Origin of the sequence: Cricetibacter osteomyelitidis, assembly GCF_004340985.1 — a bacterium.
Classification (GTDB): Bacteria; Pseudomonadota; Gammaproteobacteria; order Enterobacterales; family Pasteurellaceae; genus Cricetibacter; species Cricetibacter osteomyelitidis.
In genome coordinates, this window is record NZ_SLYB01000012.1 from 31,539 (window position 1) to 46,777 (window position 15,239).

The following is a 15,239-nucleotide window of genomic DNA, read 5'->3' on the forward strand; positions in this document are numbered from 1 at the left end:
GTATCAAAGGTGATACCGACTAAACTTAACTAATATAAAAGGATTTTTTATGAAAAAAGCATTAAAATTAACCGCACTTTCTTTAGCATTAGCATTTGGTTCCGCTTCATTTGCACAAGCGGCAGATGCAGATAAAATTGCCTATGTAAGCGTACCGGTATTATTACAAAGCCATCCGTTAGTGAGCGAGACCTCTGAATTCGGTAAATTACGTAAAGCGGAGGAAGATAAATTAGCACCGGAAGAACAAAAATTAGCAGAAGCAGCTCAAGGTTTACGTACTGATGAAGCGGCTTTGCAAAAAGAAGGCGAAGCACTAAAAGCCTCTTTAGACAAAAAATTTGCACAATTACAAAAAGATGCAAAAGATCCGAAACAACGACCTTCAAAATTACAAGAACGTGAAAAAGCATTAAATGCTGAAAGTGCGGCATTCCAGAAAAAAGTAGCGGCATTTGAAAAACGCGCTAACGAACATCAACAAAAAGTAGCGGCATTCCAACAAAAAGCGGGTGAAGCTCAACAACGTTTGGGGGCGGAAGAAGCGAAAGTGCGTGCTGAAGTGACTAAAAACGTAAAAGAAAATATTGATAAAGTGGCAAAAGAACAGGGTTATACTTTAGTGCTTGATGCTGCCGCAGTGATTTATACTGCAAATGAAGGCAATGATATTACGGAAGCGGTAGTAAAATCTTTCGGCGGTGAATTACCAAAAGCACCGAAAGCTCCTGAAGCAAAATAATAGCAAATTATCATATAGGCGAAATTCAATGCGATTATATCGTTTAGAAGAATTAGCAACTCAGATCGGTGCTACCATTCGTGGTAACACCGATGTTGCTATTGAAAGTATTGCACCTTTAGATCGTGCGACAGAAAACCAATTAACATTTATTTCTAATGCAAAATTTCGTGCCCAGCTTGCCGAATCCAACGCGGGAATTTTAGTTGTATCAGAAAGTGATGTTGAATTTTGTAGTGAAAACAGTAATTTATTAATTGTTAAAGATCCTTATGTAGCCTATGCGATTTTAGCTCAATATATGGACAGCACACCTAAAGCCGCTTCAAATATTGCAGAAAGTGCGGTCATTTCCGACACGGCAAAATTAGGCAATAATGTTTCGGTGGGTGCGAACACAGTAATCGAAGACGGCGTTGAATTGGGTGATGAAGTGGTAATCGGAGCCGGTTGTTTCGTCGGTAAGAACACTAAAATTGGTGCAAAAACACAGCTCTGGGCAAATGTAAGTATCTATCACGAAGTGCAAATCGGTAGTGAATGTTTGATTCAATCTGGTGCGGTGATCGGTAGCGATGGTTTTGGTTATGCCAATGATCGCGGTCGTTGGATTAAAATTCCACAGACCGGCACGGTAATTATCGGCAATAAAGTTGAGATTGGTGCTTGCACTTGTATTGATCGCGGAGCATTGGATGCAACCATTATTGAAGATAATGTAATCATCGACAATTTATGTCAAATCGCTCATAATGTGCACATTGGTACTGGTACGGCAGTCGCCGGTGGGGTTATTATGGCAGGTAGTTTAACGGTGGGTAAATATTGCTTAATCGGCGGCGCCAGCGTGATTAACGGACATATGAAAATTTGCGATCAGGTCACTGTCACTGGCATGGGGATGGTTATGCGACCAATTACCAAACCGGGAGTCTATTCATCGGGTATTCCGCTGCAAACCAATAAAGAATGGCGTAAAACAGCAGCACTCACTCTGAATATAGATGAAATGAATAAACGCTTAAAATCTTTAGAGCGTAAAATCGGCAAAGAATAATTTTGAACATATTTTAATTTAAACCAAAGGTGATTTATTGTGACAACTGAACAGGCAACGACAAATAAAACAATTGACATTAATGAAATTATGTCTTTATTACCCCATCGTTATCCGTTTTTATTAGTGGATCGCGTGGTGGATTATAAAGAAGGCGAATGGTTGAAAGCGATCAAAAATGTGAGTGTAAACGAACCGCAGTTTACCGGTCATTTTCCACAAAAACCGATTTTCCCCGGTGTGTTAATTCTTGAAGCGTTGGCACAATCAATGGGTATTTTGGCGTTTAAAACTTACGAATTACAAGGCGGAGAGCTATTCTATTATGCCGGAATCGATGAAGTACGTTTCAAAAAACCGGTTGTGCCGGGCGATCAAATGGAAATATACGTGGAAGTGATCAAAGAACGTCGCGGTATTACTCGTTTTAAAGCTGTGGCAAGCGTTGATGGCGAAGTGGCGTGCGAAGGCACTTTAATGTGTGCGCGCAAATAAGTCGATCTTACAAAAATAATTTATAATCAGGAGCAATTTATGATTCACGCCAGTGCAAAAATTCATCCGTCAGCCATTGTTGAAGAAGGTGCCAAAATCGCTGAAAATGTTGTGATCGGTCCGTTTTGTGTTGTAGAAAACAACGTAACAATCGGTAAAAATACCGTGTTATATTCTCATGTAGTGGTAAAAGGACGTACAACCATCGGTGAAGATAACCAAATTTTTCAATTTGCCAGCATTGGTGAAGTGAACCAAGATTTGAAATACCAAGGCGAACCGACTAAAACTATTATCGGTAATCGCAACCGCATCCGTGAAAGCGTGACTATTCACCGTGGAACTGTACAAGGCGGCGGCGTCACTCGTATCGGTGATGATAATTTATTTATGATTAACACCCATATTGCTCACGACTGTCAAATTAAAAACCGTTGTATCTTAGCCAATAATGCTACGTTGGGAGGCCATGTTGAGTTAGATGACTTTGTGATCGTGGGCGGAATGTCGGCAATTCACCAATTCGCTATCGTGGGGGCTCATGTTATGTTAGGCGGCGGTTCAATGGTCAGCCAAGATGTGCCGCCGTATGTGATGGCTCAGGGCAACCATGCTCGTCCGTTCGGCGTGAATTTGGAAGGCTTAAAACGTCGCGGTTTTGACAAACCGACTTTACATGCAATCCGCAACGTGTATAAATTAATTTATCGTAGCGACCGCACTTTAGAAGATGTGATCCCGGAAATCGAACGTATCGCAGAAACTGATTCTGCAATCAGTTTCTTTGTGGAATTCTTTAAGCGTTCAACCCGCGGGATTATTCGTTAATAAAATTTTCGCAAAAGTAACCGCACTTATGTGCGGTTATTTTTTATCAAAATCGGGAGATAATATGGAAAATAAACCACTTACCATTGCACTGGTTGCGGGCGAAGTGTCCGGCGATATTCTTGGTGCCGGCTTAATTCGGGCATTGAAAACCCGTTATCCAAACGCCCGATTTATGGGCATTGCCGGCAAACAAATGTTGGCGGAAGGCTGTGAAACTCTAGTGGATATGGAAGCACTTTCCGTTATGGGATTAGTGGAAGTGGTGAAACATTTGCCCCGTTTATTGAAAATCCGCCGCCAAGTGATTGATACCATGCTGGCTGAAAAACCGGATATTTTTATCGGTATTGATGCCCCGGACTTTAATATTGATGTAGAGTTGAAACTCAAAGAAAACGGCATTAAAACTATTCATTATGTGAGTCCGTCAGTGTGGGCGTGGCGACAAAACCGCATTCACAAAATCGCACGGGCGACCAATCAAGTGTTAGCATTTTTGCCTTTTGAAAAAGCCTTTTATGATAAATTTGATGTGCCTTGCCGTTTTATCGGTCACACAATGGCGGATCAGATTGCGCTAAAACCGAACCGTTCGGAAGCCTGTCGTTTGCTTAATATTGATGAGAATAGTCGTTATATGGCGATTCTTGTAGGCAGTCGTGGTAGTGAAGTGGAATTTCTTACGGAGCCATTTTTACAAACGGCATTATTGTTGAAAGCAAAATATCCCGAATTGCAGTTCTTATTACCGTTGATCAATGAAAAACGCCGCCAGCAATTTGAAACGATTAAAGCACGTGTAGCACCAGATCTTGATGTGGTTATGCTAGACGGTCAGGCCCGTCAAGCGATGATTGCGGCTGATGTCACTTTGCTGGCCTCCGGTACGTCGGCATTAGAAGCGATGTTGTGCAAATCCCCGATGGTGGTCGGCTATAAAATGAAAGGTACGACCTATTTCTTGGCAAAACGTTTGGTGAAAACCCCGTATATTTCTTTACCGAATTTATTGGCAAATGAAATGTTGGTGCCGGAGATGATCCAAGATGACTGCTCACCGGGAAAATTAGCAGAAAAATTAGCGGGTTATTTAGATTCACAAGAAAGTGCGGTGCAAAATCGGCATAATTTAATCCAACGTTTCACGGACTTACACCGAAGTATTCAGTGCGATGCGGATAAACAGGCGGCACAGGCAGTGATTGATTTACTAGAAGACGAACAAACGCGAACCGAACAAGCGAAAGGTGAGCAAAATGACTGAGTTTGTTTATCCTGATTACGAACTGATCGCCGGTGTGGACGAAGTAGGCCGCGGACCTTTAGTTGGTGCGGTGGTAACGGCTGCGGTGATTTTAGATCCTCATAACCCCATTCAAGGACTGGCGGATTCTAAAAAATTATCAGAGAAAAAACGTTTGGCGCTGGCAGATGAAATCAAGCAAAAAGCCTTGGCTTGGGCGTTAGGGCGAGCAGAACCGTCAGAAATTGATGAACTGAATATTTTACACGCCACAATGTTGGCAATGCAAAGAGCGGTGAAAAATTTAAAAATTCAACCGCATTTTGTACTCGTGGACGGCAATCGTATTCCGGCATTGCTAATGCCCGCACAAGCGGTAGTGAAAGGCGATAGCTTGGTGCAAGAGATTAGTGCTGCATCGATTTTAGCGAAAGTTGCCCGCGATCAGGAAATGGTAGAATTGGATCAAAAATATCCGCAATATGGTTTTGCTCAACACAAAGGTTATCCCACCAAACTGCATTTTGAAAAACTGGTCGAATTCGGCGTGTTACCGGAGCATCGAAAAAGTTTTGCTCCGGTACGAAATTTGCTCGGTTGAATTATTCCGCAGATTCTTCCAACTCATCGGCCATAGCAGATAAAATATCCCGGGTCAGTTGAGCTAATGCACGGTAAAAAGGCAAGGTAGAATGGGCTTCTACTTTGCCTAAAAATTTTGCTGCACAAGGTAATAAAAACTGCTCAAATAATTCCTGTTGAGCTGAAACGGAATCCACATTATCTTCCAACCAAGATGCGGTCAGTAAAAGTAACGCAAAATGATCCGCACTTTCTATCGCCGGCATATTACGCACGTTACGAAATGCCACAAATTCATCCACATCAATACCATAAGCAGAAATTGTGGTGGGCACGGCGGCCTCATCGCCGAATAGATGTTGGTATTCCAATTCAAGTGCGGTGAAATCTGAGGTAGTTTGCAGCTGTTTTAGAGCCGGCTCACTTTGAGCATCAGTAGATAATGCCCAAATTTGGCTTAATCCTTGTTGATTTAACCAACCGAATACTCCGCTTAAAATCGGATCTTTGGGGGAACGATAGAATAGATTACCGAATAAACGGCTAATCATGGAAAAGTTATTAATTGTATTTATTGCAGTCATAAGCTGATTTCTTTAAATATTATCGAATAAAGGAACACTTTTTAGCATAAAATTCAATAAAAAGCCAAATAAAAGGTAGTAATGAGGGATAAATTCGGGTAGTATCGATGAAATTTCAGACTTTTTACATTTTTACAATTTATTTTTTATTATGTTTAAGCAAATTTTAATGATTACCGCCTTGCTTGCCTTGACCGCTTGTTCAAGCTCGGTAGATCAAACTCATGCACGTTATCAATCGAACAAGACCGGATCATATGGCAGTAAAGACGAGGTTCAATTAAATAAATTTATCGTCAATATCAGAACCAACCAACCGCATAATTTCGGTGCTGATGAAAATGATGCAGCTGTATTCAACAGGAAATCTCACGCAGTTATCGCGAACAAAAAACTTTCTCAAGTATTCCAAGAATGGCATGGCACGCGTTATCGTTTAGGCGGCACCGGTAAACGCGGGATCGATTGCTCGGCATTTATGCGTGAAGTTTTTGAACAAGCCTTTGGAATGAGCCTGCCGCGTTCAACATCTGAACAACGCCATATAGGTCGGAATATTGCCAAAAGCCAGTTGAAAGTCGGCGATTTAGTATTTTTCCGCAGAAATAATCACGTTGGAGTGTATATTGGTGAAGGGCGTTTCATGCACGCCAGCTCCCGTCAAGGTGTCACCATCAGTTCATTAAGCGAAAGCTACTGGGCGAGAAATTATACTCAATCCCGTCGCGTATTATAATCATGTAATTCAATGATAAAGAAGGAAATCTTTTGATTTCCTTCTTTGTTATTTATGATTTTGATGATAAAAATCCCATTCTTTGATGATAAAAATCCCATTCTTCAATTACACGGCCGTCAGGCAAATGACAGATACCGTATTCATTGCCTTGTTTATCTTTCTTAATTTCTAAAGTACCCCCTTGCGCAACGCAATATTCGCTGGCAGGGTTAGCCATACCGATGTTCGGTTTGTCTGTATCATTGGCACAGGCCGATAACATCATTGAAGCACAAGACGTTGAAACTAATTTCTTCATTTTGAATCTTCCGGTATAAATTTGATTATCGTCAGCAAAACTGTGATCTTGCTTCCATAAATAAACAATGATTTGTTAAAAAAATTTTCTTTTATTATACCGTTCTTTAGTATGAAAGAGAGATAAAGGAGAGCAGATGAAAAAATTAATTTTATTATTGGCCTTAGTCAGCGGTTATGTTGCGGCGGATTTGCCGTTGATGTTGTTGGATACGTATGAAAATCAAGAAATTCAAGGCTGGACGATGAGTGAAAAATTAGATGGCATTCGAGGCTATTGGAACGGCAAACAATTATTATCACGACAAGGCAATCCTTTTTCAGTCCCTCATTATTTTACCGAACATTTTCCGCCTTTTGCCATTGACGGCGAGTTGTTCAGCCAACGTAATCAGTTTGAACAAATTTCCACGATTGTGCGTTCCACCGAAGATAAAGGCTGGGATCGTTTAAAACTCTATGTATTTGATGTGCCGCACGCAGCAGGCAATTTATTTGAGCGACTAGCCGTATTAGAACAGTATTTAAAACAACATCCCAATCCCTATATTCAAATTATTCAACAGATCCCTGTGCAAGAAAAATCTGAACTTACCGCCTATTTGCAGCATGTTGAATCATTAGGTGGTGAAGGCGTTGTGGTGCGTAATCCAAATGTGCCATATGAAACCAAACGCAGTTCGCAAATTTTAAAATTTAAGACCGCACTTGATGAAGAATGTACAGTTATTGCTCACCATAAAGGCAAAGGTCAATTTGAAAATGCTATGGGCAGCCTAACTTGTGAAAATCATCGCGGGCAATTTAAAATCGGTTCGGGATTTAAACTAACAGATCGCATTAACCCGCCACCTATTGGTACGGTGATTACTTATAAATATCGGGGATTAACAAAGAACGGCAAACCAAGATTTGCGACATATTGGCGAAAGAAAGAGTAGGTAGAGGGGCTTATTTTGAAATTTATTTCGCAAATTCCCCTCTCGCCTTTGGGGCACATACTCTCTCGTAAACGAGAGAGTGGAAATTACCCCTTACGCCAAGTCGTGCCGTTAGCACCGTCTTCCAGCAGCACTCCCATTTCAGTGAGTTTATTGCGGGCTTCATCTGCAGCCGGCCAGTTTTTGGCTGCACGGGCTTCATTGCGTTGTTTGATTAAGGTTTCGATAAGTGCCACTTCGTCATCATCGGAACCTGCTTGCAGAAATTGTTCCGGATCTTGATATAAAATGCCGAGTACAGCCGCTAATTCACGCAAACGTGCGGCTAAACCATTAGCACGTACTATATCTTCCGTTTTAAGCTTATTTACCTCGCGAGCTATTTCAAATAATACCGCTAATGCTCCCGGTGTGTTGAAATCATCGTTCATTGCGGCTTTAAAATCGTCAATGTAATTTTCTCCGCCAAAAGCCACCGCACTTGCATCAGTGCCGCGTAATGCCGTATATAAACGCTCTAAGGCGTTGCGGGCGTTATCTAAGGCTTCTAAATCGTAGTTTAATAAAGAACGATAATGTGCAGTTAAAAAGAAATAACGCAGGCTTTCCGCATCATATTTTTCCAACATAGTGCGAATGGTAAAGAAATTACCTAAGGATTTTGACATTTTTTCTTTGTCGATAGTCAACATCCCTGTGTGCATCCAATAGTTCACATAATCGCCACTGTTGGCACAGCAGGATTGTGCTATTTCATTTTCGTGGTGAGGGAACATCAAATCGGAACCGCCGCCATGAATATCAAAATGTTCGCCCAGTTCTTTGCTGTTCATTGCGGAACATTCGATATGCCAGCCCGGGCGGCCTTTTCCCCAAGGGGAATCCCAACTCGGTTCGTTCGGTTTAGACATTTTCCACAGCACAAAATCCATCGGATTGCGTTTAATGCTTTTGATTTCAACGCGAGCACCCGCTTGCAGCTGCGCTAAATTTTGACGGGATAATACACCGTATTTTTTGAAACTTTCCACATCAAACATCACATCACCGTCTTGTGCCACATAAGCGTGACCATTGGCGATAAGGCGTTGCACCATGGCGATAATCTCAGGAATATGATGGGTGGCACGCGGTTCGATATCCGGGCGTTGAATGTTTAAGGCATCGAAATCTTTATGCATTTCAGCGATCATACGATCTACAAGCTCGTCACAGGTTTCATCGTTTTCCAATGCCCGTTTGATGATTTTATCGTCCACGTCGGTAATATTACGGACATAGGTTAAATTGTAGCCTAAATAACGCAAATAACGGGTAATCACATCAAAAGAAACGAAGGTTCTGCCGTGACCGAAATGGCACAGGTCATAAACTGTCACACCGCATACATACATACCTATATTGTTTTCGCGGATAGGTTTGAATACTTCTTTTTCTCTTGTGAGGGTATTGAAAATTTTTAGCATTGGATATCTCTGATTTAAATGAACTAATTACCGCACTTTATAGCACTTTTCCACAATTTATGAAATAATGACGATCTTGAATTTTCATAAGGATGATTAAAATGATTACATTACATACAAATTTCGGCGATATTAAAATCGCATTAAACAGCGAAAAAGCACCGATTACCGCAGAAAACTTCTTAAATTACTGCAAAGACGGTTTCTATAATAACACAATTTTTCACCGTGTTATTGACGGATTTATGATCCAAGGCGGCGGTATGGAAGCCGGCATGAAAGAAAAACGCACCAATGCACCGATTCAAAACGAAGCGAACAATCGTTTAAGCAACAAACGCGGCACTATTGCAATGGCTCGTACATCAGATCCTCATTCAGCCAGCTCGCAATTTTTCATTAATGTAGCAGATAACAATTTCTTAGACTATCGCTCAAAAGAAATGCACGGTCGTGAAGTGGTGCAAGAATGGGGCTACTGCGTATTCGGTGAAGTGGTTGAAGGTATGGATGTGGTAGATAAAATCAAAGGCGTCAAAACCGGCAATAAAGGCTTCCATCAAGATGTACCAAAAGATGATGTAGTGATTACATCGGTGACTGTGGAATAATTGATTTTCCTCTCTTCCTGCGCACACTCTCCCGTAAACGGAGAGAGGAAGTTTAATCTATGTTTAAATTTTTTGACACCCATACCCATTTAGATTACGTACGGCAATCCACCAGAGAATCACTGGCGGATTTACTCGCCGGAGCAAGTGCGGTAGGCGTGGAGAAAATTTTAATTGTGGCGGTGATGGCAGCGGATTTTAAAACTATCCGTAAAATGACCGCACTTTTTCCCGAACAGCTTTATTGCGGTTTAGGTTTGCATCCTTTGCATTTAAAACAGCATCAGACTGAGCATTTAGATTTATTGGCAAAAATGTTTTCGCAACGTTCGGCAAATTGTACCGCAGTGGCGGAAATCGGTTTAGAGCGGGCGGTTCCCGAATTGCTGACTTATGAACATTGGCAGAAGCAATGCGATTTTTTTGAAGCCCAATTACAACTGGCGAAGCAATATCATCTGCCGGTGAATATTCATTCCCGTAAAGCCCACGATCACATTTTCACCTTTTTAAAACGTATTCAACCACCAAAGTGCGGTGTGATTCATGGATTTTCCGGCAGTTATGAGCAGGCAAAACGCTTTGTGGATTTAGGTTACAAAATCGGTGTAGGCGGAACCATTACTTACGAACGGGCTAATAAAACCCGTCAAGCGATTGCTAAATTGCCCTTAGATAGTTTGCTGTTGGAAACCGATAGTCCTGATATGCCGGTGTTTGGTTTTCAGGGGCAGCCTAATCGTCCGGAACGCATTATTAATGTATTTAACGCTTTATGCGAGCTAAAAAAAATGCCGCCGGAGATTATTGCGGAGACCATTTGGCGGCATTCGATAAACATGTTTGCAGTGGTGAAATAAGGGCGCATATGCTGCCCCTTATTCAATCTGTTTTAAGCTGATGATTTATCTTCCTGTGCAGTTTCGGATTTATCATCATTATTTTTCGAATATTCATTTTCAACCTCAGGGAAATCCGTGTTCAGCTCTTCTTTCGTGGTTTCGTCTGTCAATAAACCGTCATTGGCGATTAGTGCCTGCAATAACGCGGCGGTTTCCTGATCATATTGTTTCGCAGCATAAATAAGTGCTTTGTTTTTAAAGGCTTCGATTTCCGGATCATAATATTCCGCTAAATGTTTTAAACCTGTACGATTGCGTTCAAAGAACAATTGAGCCAGCATTTTCGCTTTTTCCGTTTCAATGCCCAGTTTTTCTAATGCGTAACGTCCGGCACGTACGGCGGAGTCGAAGGTTTCCCGCACAATAGCCGTGCCGATGTCTTCTTGATAAATATTATATACTGCACGACGATCATAAGCGCGGGCAACAACCGGTAATTCTGGAAAATGCTGATGTAAATAATGCACGATTTGTAATGTTTGTTCTTGGTTGTCAATGGCAACCACAACCAATTTGGCATCTTTTACGCCTGCTGCTTCCAGCAATGTAGGTTGTGAGGCATCGCCGAAATAGGTTTTAACACCGATCATCGACATACCTTCAGTAATATGCGGATCGTGGTCGATGATGGTGGTCGGATAGCCACAGCTATTTAATATACCATTGACGACTTGTCCGAAACGTCCGTGTCCCAACACGAGAATAGGATTTGCTTCTTCAATCGTGTCTTGCTGACGTTCGCCTTTTTTATGGAAGCGCGGTATCAACACTTTGTCATATAAAATAAATAGTAGTGGTGCGAACACCATAGAAAGCGTGACAACTAATAATAAAATATCGGAATATTCTTGGCTGATTAAGGCATTTTGTACGCCGAAGGTGAGTAATACAAAACCGAATTCCCCTGCTTGAGCCAAGCTGAGTGCGAACAAATAGGTGTCCAAACCTTTTAAACGGAAGGCTTTGCCGAGTAAAAACAACACCACGAATTTGATTACAATGATAGCAAGCGTCAAACCGATGATTAAAAAGAAGTTGCTGAATAATAAACCGAATTGAATACTGGCTCCCACGGTAATAAAGAATAAGCCGAGCAATAAGCCTTTAAACGGTTCCAGCGTGCTTTCCAGTGCGTGACGATATTCGTTATTTGCCAAAACGACACCGGCGAGGAAGGTGCCTAAAGCCGGTGATAAGCCGATTAATGACATTAATAATGCGATACCGACAACTAAAGTCAATGCAAAGAAAATAAAAATTTCTTGTGAACGGGTGGAGGCAATATAGCGAAATACGGGGCGAGCCAAATAATGCCCCGCGACGATAATCACTGAAATTGCAAATGTAGTAATTACGGTTTTTGTGATTGCACTGGCGTGTTCTAATAAATTTAAGGAGGAATGAGCGGATACGCTGATAGTGGAATTGGTGAGTTCCGGTAATGCCAATAAAGGTAAGAGTGCCAACATTGGGATAACGGCAATATCTTGGAATAACAATACCGAAAAGCTGCTTTGTCCGCCGGGACTGCTAAGCAGGTTTTTTTCTCCCAGGGTTTGTAAGACGATTGCCGTTGATGATAATGAAAAAATACAGCCGATAGTGACCGCACTTTGCCATGCTACACCGCATAAATAGGCTAAGAAGGCAATGGCAGCGGCAGTTAACATCACTTGTAAACCACCTAATCCGAGCAGCTTGGAACGTAATTTCCATAATTTACTGGGTTCTAATTCAAGACCTACTAAAAACAGCATCATCACGACACCGAATTCGGCAACGTGTTGAATTGTTTCGGTTTCTTTTCCTACCAAACCTAAGGTCGGTCCGATAAATACACCGGCTATCAAATAACCGAGGACCGAACCTAAGCCGAGTTTTTTTGACAGTGGAACAGTGATTACGGCGGCACTGAGATAAATAAATATGTAGAGTAGAACAGCGGTCATAGTGGTTCCTTGAATAGAAAATGAGGTATTTTCATTCTACAAAAAATCTTGCTAAAAATCACCGCACTTTTTTGTTATTTTATGCTGATTTAGTGATATAGTTACAGCCACAGATTATTGCTATTATGACTGATTCATTGAACATTGCACAAACCCGTTACACGTCAAAACGTTTAGATACAGAATTTGATCTGCAGGCAAAAGGTATGCACAGTTCTGTGATTGTGGCCTTAGGTTATCACGCTGACACCGATCCGAATGCAGCAAAACCAAAAGCCCGTTTAAGTGCAGAGCAAGTGTTTACTTATTTATAAAAATTACATAAATAGGATAACTAATATGAAATTTGAAACCCAATGTTTACACGCGGGCTACAGCCCGAAAAACGGCGAGCCGCGTGTATTCCCTATCGTACAAAGTACCACCTTTACTTATGACTCTTCCGAATCCATCGCAAAATTATTTAAACTGGAAGAGGCGGGCTCCTTTTATACCCGTCTTGAAAACCCGACTAACAGTGCCGTAGAAAATAAAATAGCCGCATTGGAAGGCGGTGTCGGTGCACTTTGCACATCGTCCGGACAGGCGGCAACCTTTTATGCACTGATGAATATTCTTTCCGCCGGCGATCATTTTATTTCTGCCTCCACCATCTACGGCGGTACTTATAATTTATTCGCACACACCATGCAAAAAATGGGTATCAGCGTAACTTTTGTGGATCAATATGCGTCTTTGGAAGTGCTTAAATCTGCGGTACGGCCGAATACTAAAGTCATTTTCGGCGAAACTATTGCTAACCCGGCATTGCGTGTGCTGGATATTGAAAAATTTGCCGAACTTGCCAAATTTGCTAACGCACCGTTAATCATCGATAACACCTTCGCAACCCCTTATTTCTGCCGCCCATTTGAACATGGTGCCAATATTGTGGTGCACAGCACATCAAAATATATGGACGGTCATGCGGTCGCACTTGGCGGTGCGATTGTAGATGGCGGTAATTTCGATTGGTCCGGTGAAAAATTTGCCGATTTTAATCAGCCGGATAACACCTATAACAATATTGTTTACACGCAAGCCTTCGGTAATCTCGCCTACATTATCAAAGCTCGAGTGCAATTAATGCGGGATCTCGGTTCCACCCCTGCACCACAAAACAGTTTCCTATTGAATTTAGGCTTAGAAACCCTTGCGGTGCGTATGAAAGAACATGCCCGTAACGGGCAATTAGCGGCAGAGTTCTTAGCCGAACATCCGATAGTGGAAACCGTCAATTATCCCGGTTTACCTACATCGCCAGATTATGCGTTAAAACAAAAATACCTACCGAACGGCTTATGTGGCGTGTTATCTTTTGTGATTAAAGGCGGCAAGCCTGCGGCGGAACAATGGCTGAATGGGTTAAAACTCATTTCTCGCGAGGTGCACGTGGCGGATATTCGCACCTGTGCGTTACATCCGGCGAGTTCCACACACAGCCAAATGAACGAAGCGGAATTAGCCGCTGCTAAAATTCCGGCAGGAATGATTCGTTTATCTTGCGGTATCGAAAATATCGATGATTTAATTGGAGATATTACACAGGCTTTTGCTCACATTAAATGATTTGTAAAGTGCGGTAAAATTTTGAAAATTTTTACCGCACTTTTTATTCTTTCATCAACGACATATGCTACTCGAATCCGATTAAATTTCCAACGAAAGTGTTTTTCTTTATTTGCTCAAAGCCCTTCCAACGGTTATACTTAACGCTTAATTTTATTAATCATTTTTTAACGATAACAAAACGAGAACAAAATGGAAGAATTAACTTTTAGTCAAATGGCGACAGAATTTGTCAAAAACCATTCTTTGATGGTGATTGCTTGGATTGCCGTATTTGCAATGGTGGTGTACCAATTTTTTAAATCTGCAACATCTAAAGCCAAAGTGGTGGATAATGCCCAATTGACTCAATTAATTAATAAAGAAGATGCAAAAGTAATTGATGTACGTACGTTGGATGAGTTCCAACGCGGACATATTATTGGCAGTTTGCATATTTTACCGAGTGAAATCAAAACGAAGAACTTAGGTAAACTTGAACAACATAAAGATCTTCCGTTGATCGTGGCGGATGTCAACGGCGTATCCGCCAGCGGATTAGCCGAAGAGTTGGTCAAACAAGGCTTTGCCCGTGTGTACATTTTAAAAGAAGGTGTTACAGGCTGGCGTGGTGCTAATTTACCGTTAGTTAAACATTAATCTCAAGGAACTAAAAATGACTGAAGAAAATCAAGTCGCTGCAACAGAAGCAGAGCAACAAGTACAACCGGTGTTACAAATTCAACGCATTTACGTGAAAGATGTCTCTTTTGAAGCGCCGAATTTACCACAAATTTTCCAGCAAGAATGGAAACCGCAATTAAAATTTGATTTAACCACTGAAACCGCTTCTATGGGTGAAGATTTATACGAAGTATGTTTAAATATTTCCGTAGAAACCACTTTGGAAGGCTCCGGTGATGTCGCGTTTATTTGTGAAATCAAGCAGGCCGGTGTGTTTATGGTTAGCGGATTGGAAGAAATGCAATTCGCACATTGTTTAACCTCAAAATGCCCGGAAATGTTATTCCCTTATGCCCGTGAATTAGTGGCAAGTTTAGTGAACCGTGGAACATTCCCTCCGTTGAATCTTTCTCCGGTAAACTTTGATGCGTTGTTTATGGAATATTTACAACGTCAGCAAGAACAACAAGCTGAACAACCTGAAACTACGCATTAATCCTTGATTTACTTATATTCCGCTGACTTTTTG

Annotated in this window: 18 protein-coding genes; 14 read left to right on the forward strand and 4 right to left on the reverse strand. The window is 41.5% G+C overall.

The features are described 5' to 3' along the window. The first annotated feature begins 49 nt into the window (after positions 1 to 49). The 6 genes from EDC44_RS07100 to rnhB all read left to right on the forward strand — a co-directional run bounded on the left by EDC44_RS07100 (position 50) and on the right by rnhB (position 4,969). A complete protein-coding gene (locus EDC44_RS07100) occupies positions 50 to 742 on the forward strand; it encodes an OmpH/Skp family outer membrane protein (RefSeq protein WP_131976792.1) in 693 nt (230 codons plus the stop codon). A 28-nt stretch (positions 743 to 770) separates the two neighbouring features. Then, positions 771 to 1,799 (forward strand): UDP-3-O-(3-hydroxymyristoyl)glucosamine N-acyltransferase, encoded by a 1,029-nt coding sequence (lpxD, locus tag EDC44_RS07105; RefSeq protein ID WP_131976794.1) that lies wholly within the window; start codon positions 771 to 773, stop codon positions 1,797 to 1,799. Positions 1,800 to 1,838: 39 nt separating this feature from the next. Beyond that, positions 1,839 to 2,294, forward strand: a complete 456-nt coding sequence (gene fabZ / locus EDC44_RS07110) for a 3-hydroxyacyl-ACP dehydratase FabZ (protein WP_131976796.1) — start codon at positions 1,839 to 1,841, stop codon at positions 2,292 to 2,294. 39 nt (positions 2,295 to 2,333) lie between these two features. Beyond that, a complete protein-coding gene (gene lpxA / locus EDC44_RS07115; RefSeq protein WP_131976798.1) occupies positions 2,334 to 3,122 on the forward strand; it encodes an acyl-ACP--UDP-N-acetylglucosamine O-acyltransferase in 789 nt (262 codons plus the stop codon). A 64-nt stretch (positions 3,123 to 3,186) separates the two neighbouring features. Beyond that, positions 3,187 to 4,389: a lipid-A-disaccharide synthase gene (gene lpxB, locus EDC44_RS07120; protein ID WP_131976800.1), complete on the forward strand. Its 1,203-nt coding sequence runs from the start codon at positions 3,187 to 3,189 to the stop codon at positions 4,387 to 4,389. Beyond that, positions 4,382 to 4,969 carry a ribonuclease HII gene (gene rnhB / locus EDC44_RS07125; protein ID WP_131976802.1) on the forward strand — a complete coding sequence of 196 codons (588 nt, stop codon included), beginning with the start codon at positions 4,382 to 4,384 and terminating at the stop codon, positions 4,967 to 4,969. Before lpxB ends, rnhB begins: the two co-directional genes overlap by 8 nt. A 1-nt stretch (position 4,970) precedes the next feature. On the opposite strand, the gene EDC44_RS07130 is transcribed toward rnhB, so the two are convergent. Then, positions 4,971 to 5,534, reverse strand: a complete 564-nt coding sequence (locus EDC44_RS07130) for a TorD/DmsD family molecular chaperone (protein ID WP_131976804.1) — start codon at positions 5,532 to 5,534, stop codon at positions 4,971 to 4,973. A 151-nt stretch (positions 5,535 to 5,685) separates the two neighbouring features. Here EDC44_RS07130 and EDC44_RS07135 point away from each other — a divergent pair, with 151 nt between their 5' ends. Then, complete coding sequence (locus EDC44_RS07135) at positions 5,686 to 6,270, forward strand: NlpC/P60 family protein (RefSeq protein ID WP_131976806.1); 585 nt, start codon at positions 5,686 to 5,688, stop codon at positions 6,268 to 6,270. Positions 6,271 to 6,322: 52 nt separating this feature from the next. Here the strand turns inward: EDC44_RS07135 and EDC44_RS07140 are convergent, their stop codons facing one another. Beyond that, a complete protein-coding gene (locus EDC44_RS07140) occupies positions 6,323 to 6,571 on the reverse strand; it encodes a putative hemolysin (protein ID WP_131976808.1) in 249 nt (82 codons plus the stop codon). Positions 6,572 to 6,707: 136 nt separating this feature from the next. Between EDC44_RS07140 and EDC44_RS07145 the strand changes: the two genes are divergently transcribed. Beyond that, complete coding sequence (locus EDC44_RS07145; protein ID WP_131976810.1) at positions 6,708 to 7,511, forward strand: DNA ligase; 804 nt, start codon at positions 6,708 to 6,710, stop codon at positions 7,509 to 7,511. An 86-nt stretch (positions 7,512 to 7,597) separates the two neighbouring features. Here EDC44_RS07145 and cysS read toward each other — a convergent pair whose 3' ends face one another. Then, positions 7,598 to 8,977, reverse strand: a complete 1,380-nt coding sequence (cysS, locus tag EDC44_RS07150; protein WP_131976812.1) for a cysteine--tRNA ligase — start codon at positions 8,975 to 8,977, stop codon at positions 7,598 to 7,600. 101 nt (positions 8,978 to 9,078) lie between these two features. On the opposite strand from cysS, the gene EDC44_RS07155 reads away from it, so the two are divergent. Next, complete coding sequence (locus tag EDC44_RS07155) at positions 9,079 to 9,588, forward strand: peptidylprolyl isomerase (protein ID WP_131976814.1); 510 nt, start codon at positions 9,079 to 9,081, stop codon at positions 9,586 to 9,588. 59 nt (positions 9,589 to 9,647) lie between these two features. Beyond that, complete coding sequence (locus EDC44_RS07160; RefSeq protein WP_131976816.1) at positions 9,648 to 10,448, forward strand: TatD family hydrolase; 801 nt, start codon at positions 9,648 to 9,650, stop codon at positions 10,446 to 10,448. A gap of 32 nt (positions 10,449 to 10,480) precedes the next feature. Here EDC44_RS07160 and EDC44_RS07165 read toward each other — a convergent pair whose 3' ends face one another. Then, positions 10,481 to 12,439 carry a monovalent cation:proton antiporter-2 (CPA2) family protein gene (locus EDC44_RS07165; protein WP_131976818.1) on the reverse strand — a complete coding sequence of 653 codons (1,959 nt, stop codon included), beginning with the start codon at positions 12,437 to 12,439 and terminating at the stop codon, positions 10,481 to 10,483. Positions 12,440 to 12,564: 125 nt separating this feature from the next. Here EDC44_RS07165 and EDC44_RS07170 point away from each other — a divergent pair, with 125 nt between their 5' ends. The 4 genes from EDC44_RS07170 to secB all read left to right on the forward strand — a co-directional run bounded on the left by EDC44_RS07170 (position 12,565) and on the right by secB (position 15,206). Then, positions 12,565 to 12,753 carry a nitroreductase family protein gene (locus tag EDC44_RS07170; protein ID WP_131976820.1) on the forward strand — a complete coding sequence of 63 codons (189 nt, stop codon included), beginning with the start codon at positions 12,565 to 12,567 and terminating at the stop codon, positions 12,751 to 12,753. 25 nt (positions 12,754 to 12,778) lie between these two features. Beyond that, positions 12,779 to 14,047 carry an O-acetylhomoserine aminocarboxypropyltransferase/cysteine synthase family protein gene (locus EDC44_RS07175; protein WP_131976822.1) on the forward strand — a complete coding sequence of 423 codons (1,269 nt, stop codon included), beginning with the start codon at positions 12,779 to 12,781 and terminating at the stop codon, positions 14,045 to 14,047. Between the two features lie 192 nt (positions 14,048 to 14,239). Beyond that, entirely contained in the window at positions 14,240 to 14,686 is a 447-nt protein-coding gene (locus tag EDC44_RS07180; RefSeq protein ID WP_131976824.1) for a rhodanese-like domain-containing protein, read from the forward strand. 16 nt (positions 14,687 to 14,702) lie between these two features. Beyond that, a complete protein-coding gene (gene secB, locus EDC44_RS07185) occupies positions 14,703 to 15,206 on the forward strand; it encodes a protein-export chaperone SecB (RefSeq protein WP_131976826.1) in 504 nt (167 codons plus the stop codon). Positions 15,207 to 15,239: the final 33 nt, after the last annotated feature.

Coding starts and splice junctions, on each gene's coding strand:
- rnhB (WP_131976802.1), top strand. CDS start 4,382: ATGACTGAGTTTGTTTATCCTGATTACGAACTGATCGCCGGTGTGGAC.
- lpxD (WP_131976794.1), top strand. CDS start 771: ATGCGATTATATCGTTTAGAAGAATTAGCAACTCAGATCGGTGCTACC.
- lpxB (WP_131976800.1), top strand. CDS start 3,187: ATGGAAAATAAACCACTTACCATTGCACTGGTTGCGGGCGAAGTGTCC.
- EDC44_RS07165 (WP_131976818.1), bottom strand. CDS start 12,439: ATGACCGCTGTTCTACTCTACATATTTATTTATCTCAGTGCCGCCGTA.
- EDC44_RS07160 (WP_131976816.1), top strand. CDS start 9,648: ATGTTTAAATTTTTTGACACCCATACCCATTTAGATTACGTACGGCAA.
- secB (WP_131976826.1), top strand. CDS start 14,703: ATGACTGAAGAAAATCAAGTCGCTGCAACAGAAGCAGAGCAACAAGTA.
- cysS (WP_131976812.1), bottom strand. CDS start 8,977: ATGCTAAAAATTTTCAATACCCTCACAAGAGAAAAAGAAGTATTCAAA.
- EDC44_RS07100 (WP_131976792.1), top strand. CDS start 50: ATGAAAAAAGCATTAAAATTAACCGCACTTTCTTTAGCATTAGCATTT.
- EDC44_RS07140 (WP_131976808.1), bottom strand. CDS start 6,571: ATGAAGAAATTAGTTTCAACGTCTTGTGCTTCAATGATGTTATCGGCC.
- EDC44_RS07170 (WP_131976820.1), top strand. CDS start 12,565: ATGACTGATTCATTGAACATTGCACAAACCCGTTACACGTCAAAACGT.
- EDC44_RS07135 (WP_131976806.1), top strand. CDS start 5,686: ATGTTTAAGCAAATTTTAATGATTACCGCCTTGCTTGCCTTGACCGCT.
- EDC44_RS07175 (WP_131976822.1), top strand. CDS start 12,779: ATGAAATTTGAAACCCAATGTTTACACGCGGGCTACAGCCCGAAAAAC.
- lpxA (WP_131976798.1), top strand. CDS start 2,334: ATGATTCACGCCAGTGCAAAAATTCATCCGTCAGCCATTGTTGAAGAA.
- EDC44_RS07145 (WP_131976810.1), top strand. CDS start 6,708: ATGAAAAAATTAATTTTATTATTGGCCTTAGTCAGCGGTTATGTTGCG.
- EDC44_RS07130 (WP_131976804.1), bottom strand. CDS start 5,534: ATGACTGCAATAAATACAATTAATAACTTTTCCATGATTAGCCGTTTA.
- EDC44_RS07180 (WP_131976824.1), top strand. CDS start 14,240: ATGGAAGAATTAACTTTTAGTCAAATGGCGACAGAATTTGTCAAAAAC.
- EDC44_RS07155 (WP_131976814.1), top strand. CDS start 9,079: ATGATTACATTACATACAAATTTCGGCGATATTAAAATCGCATTAAAC.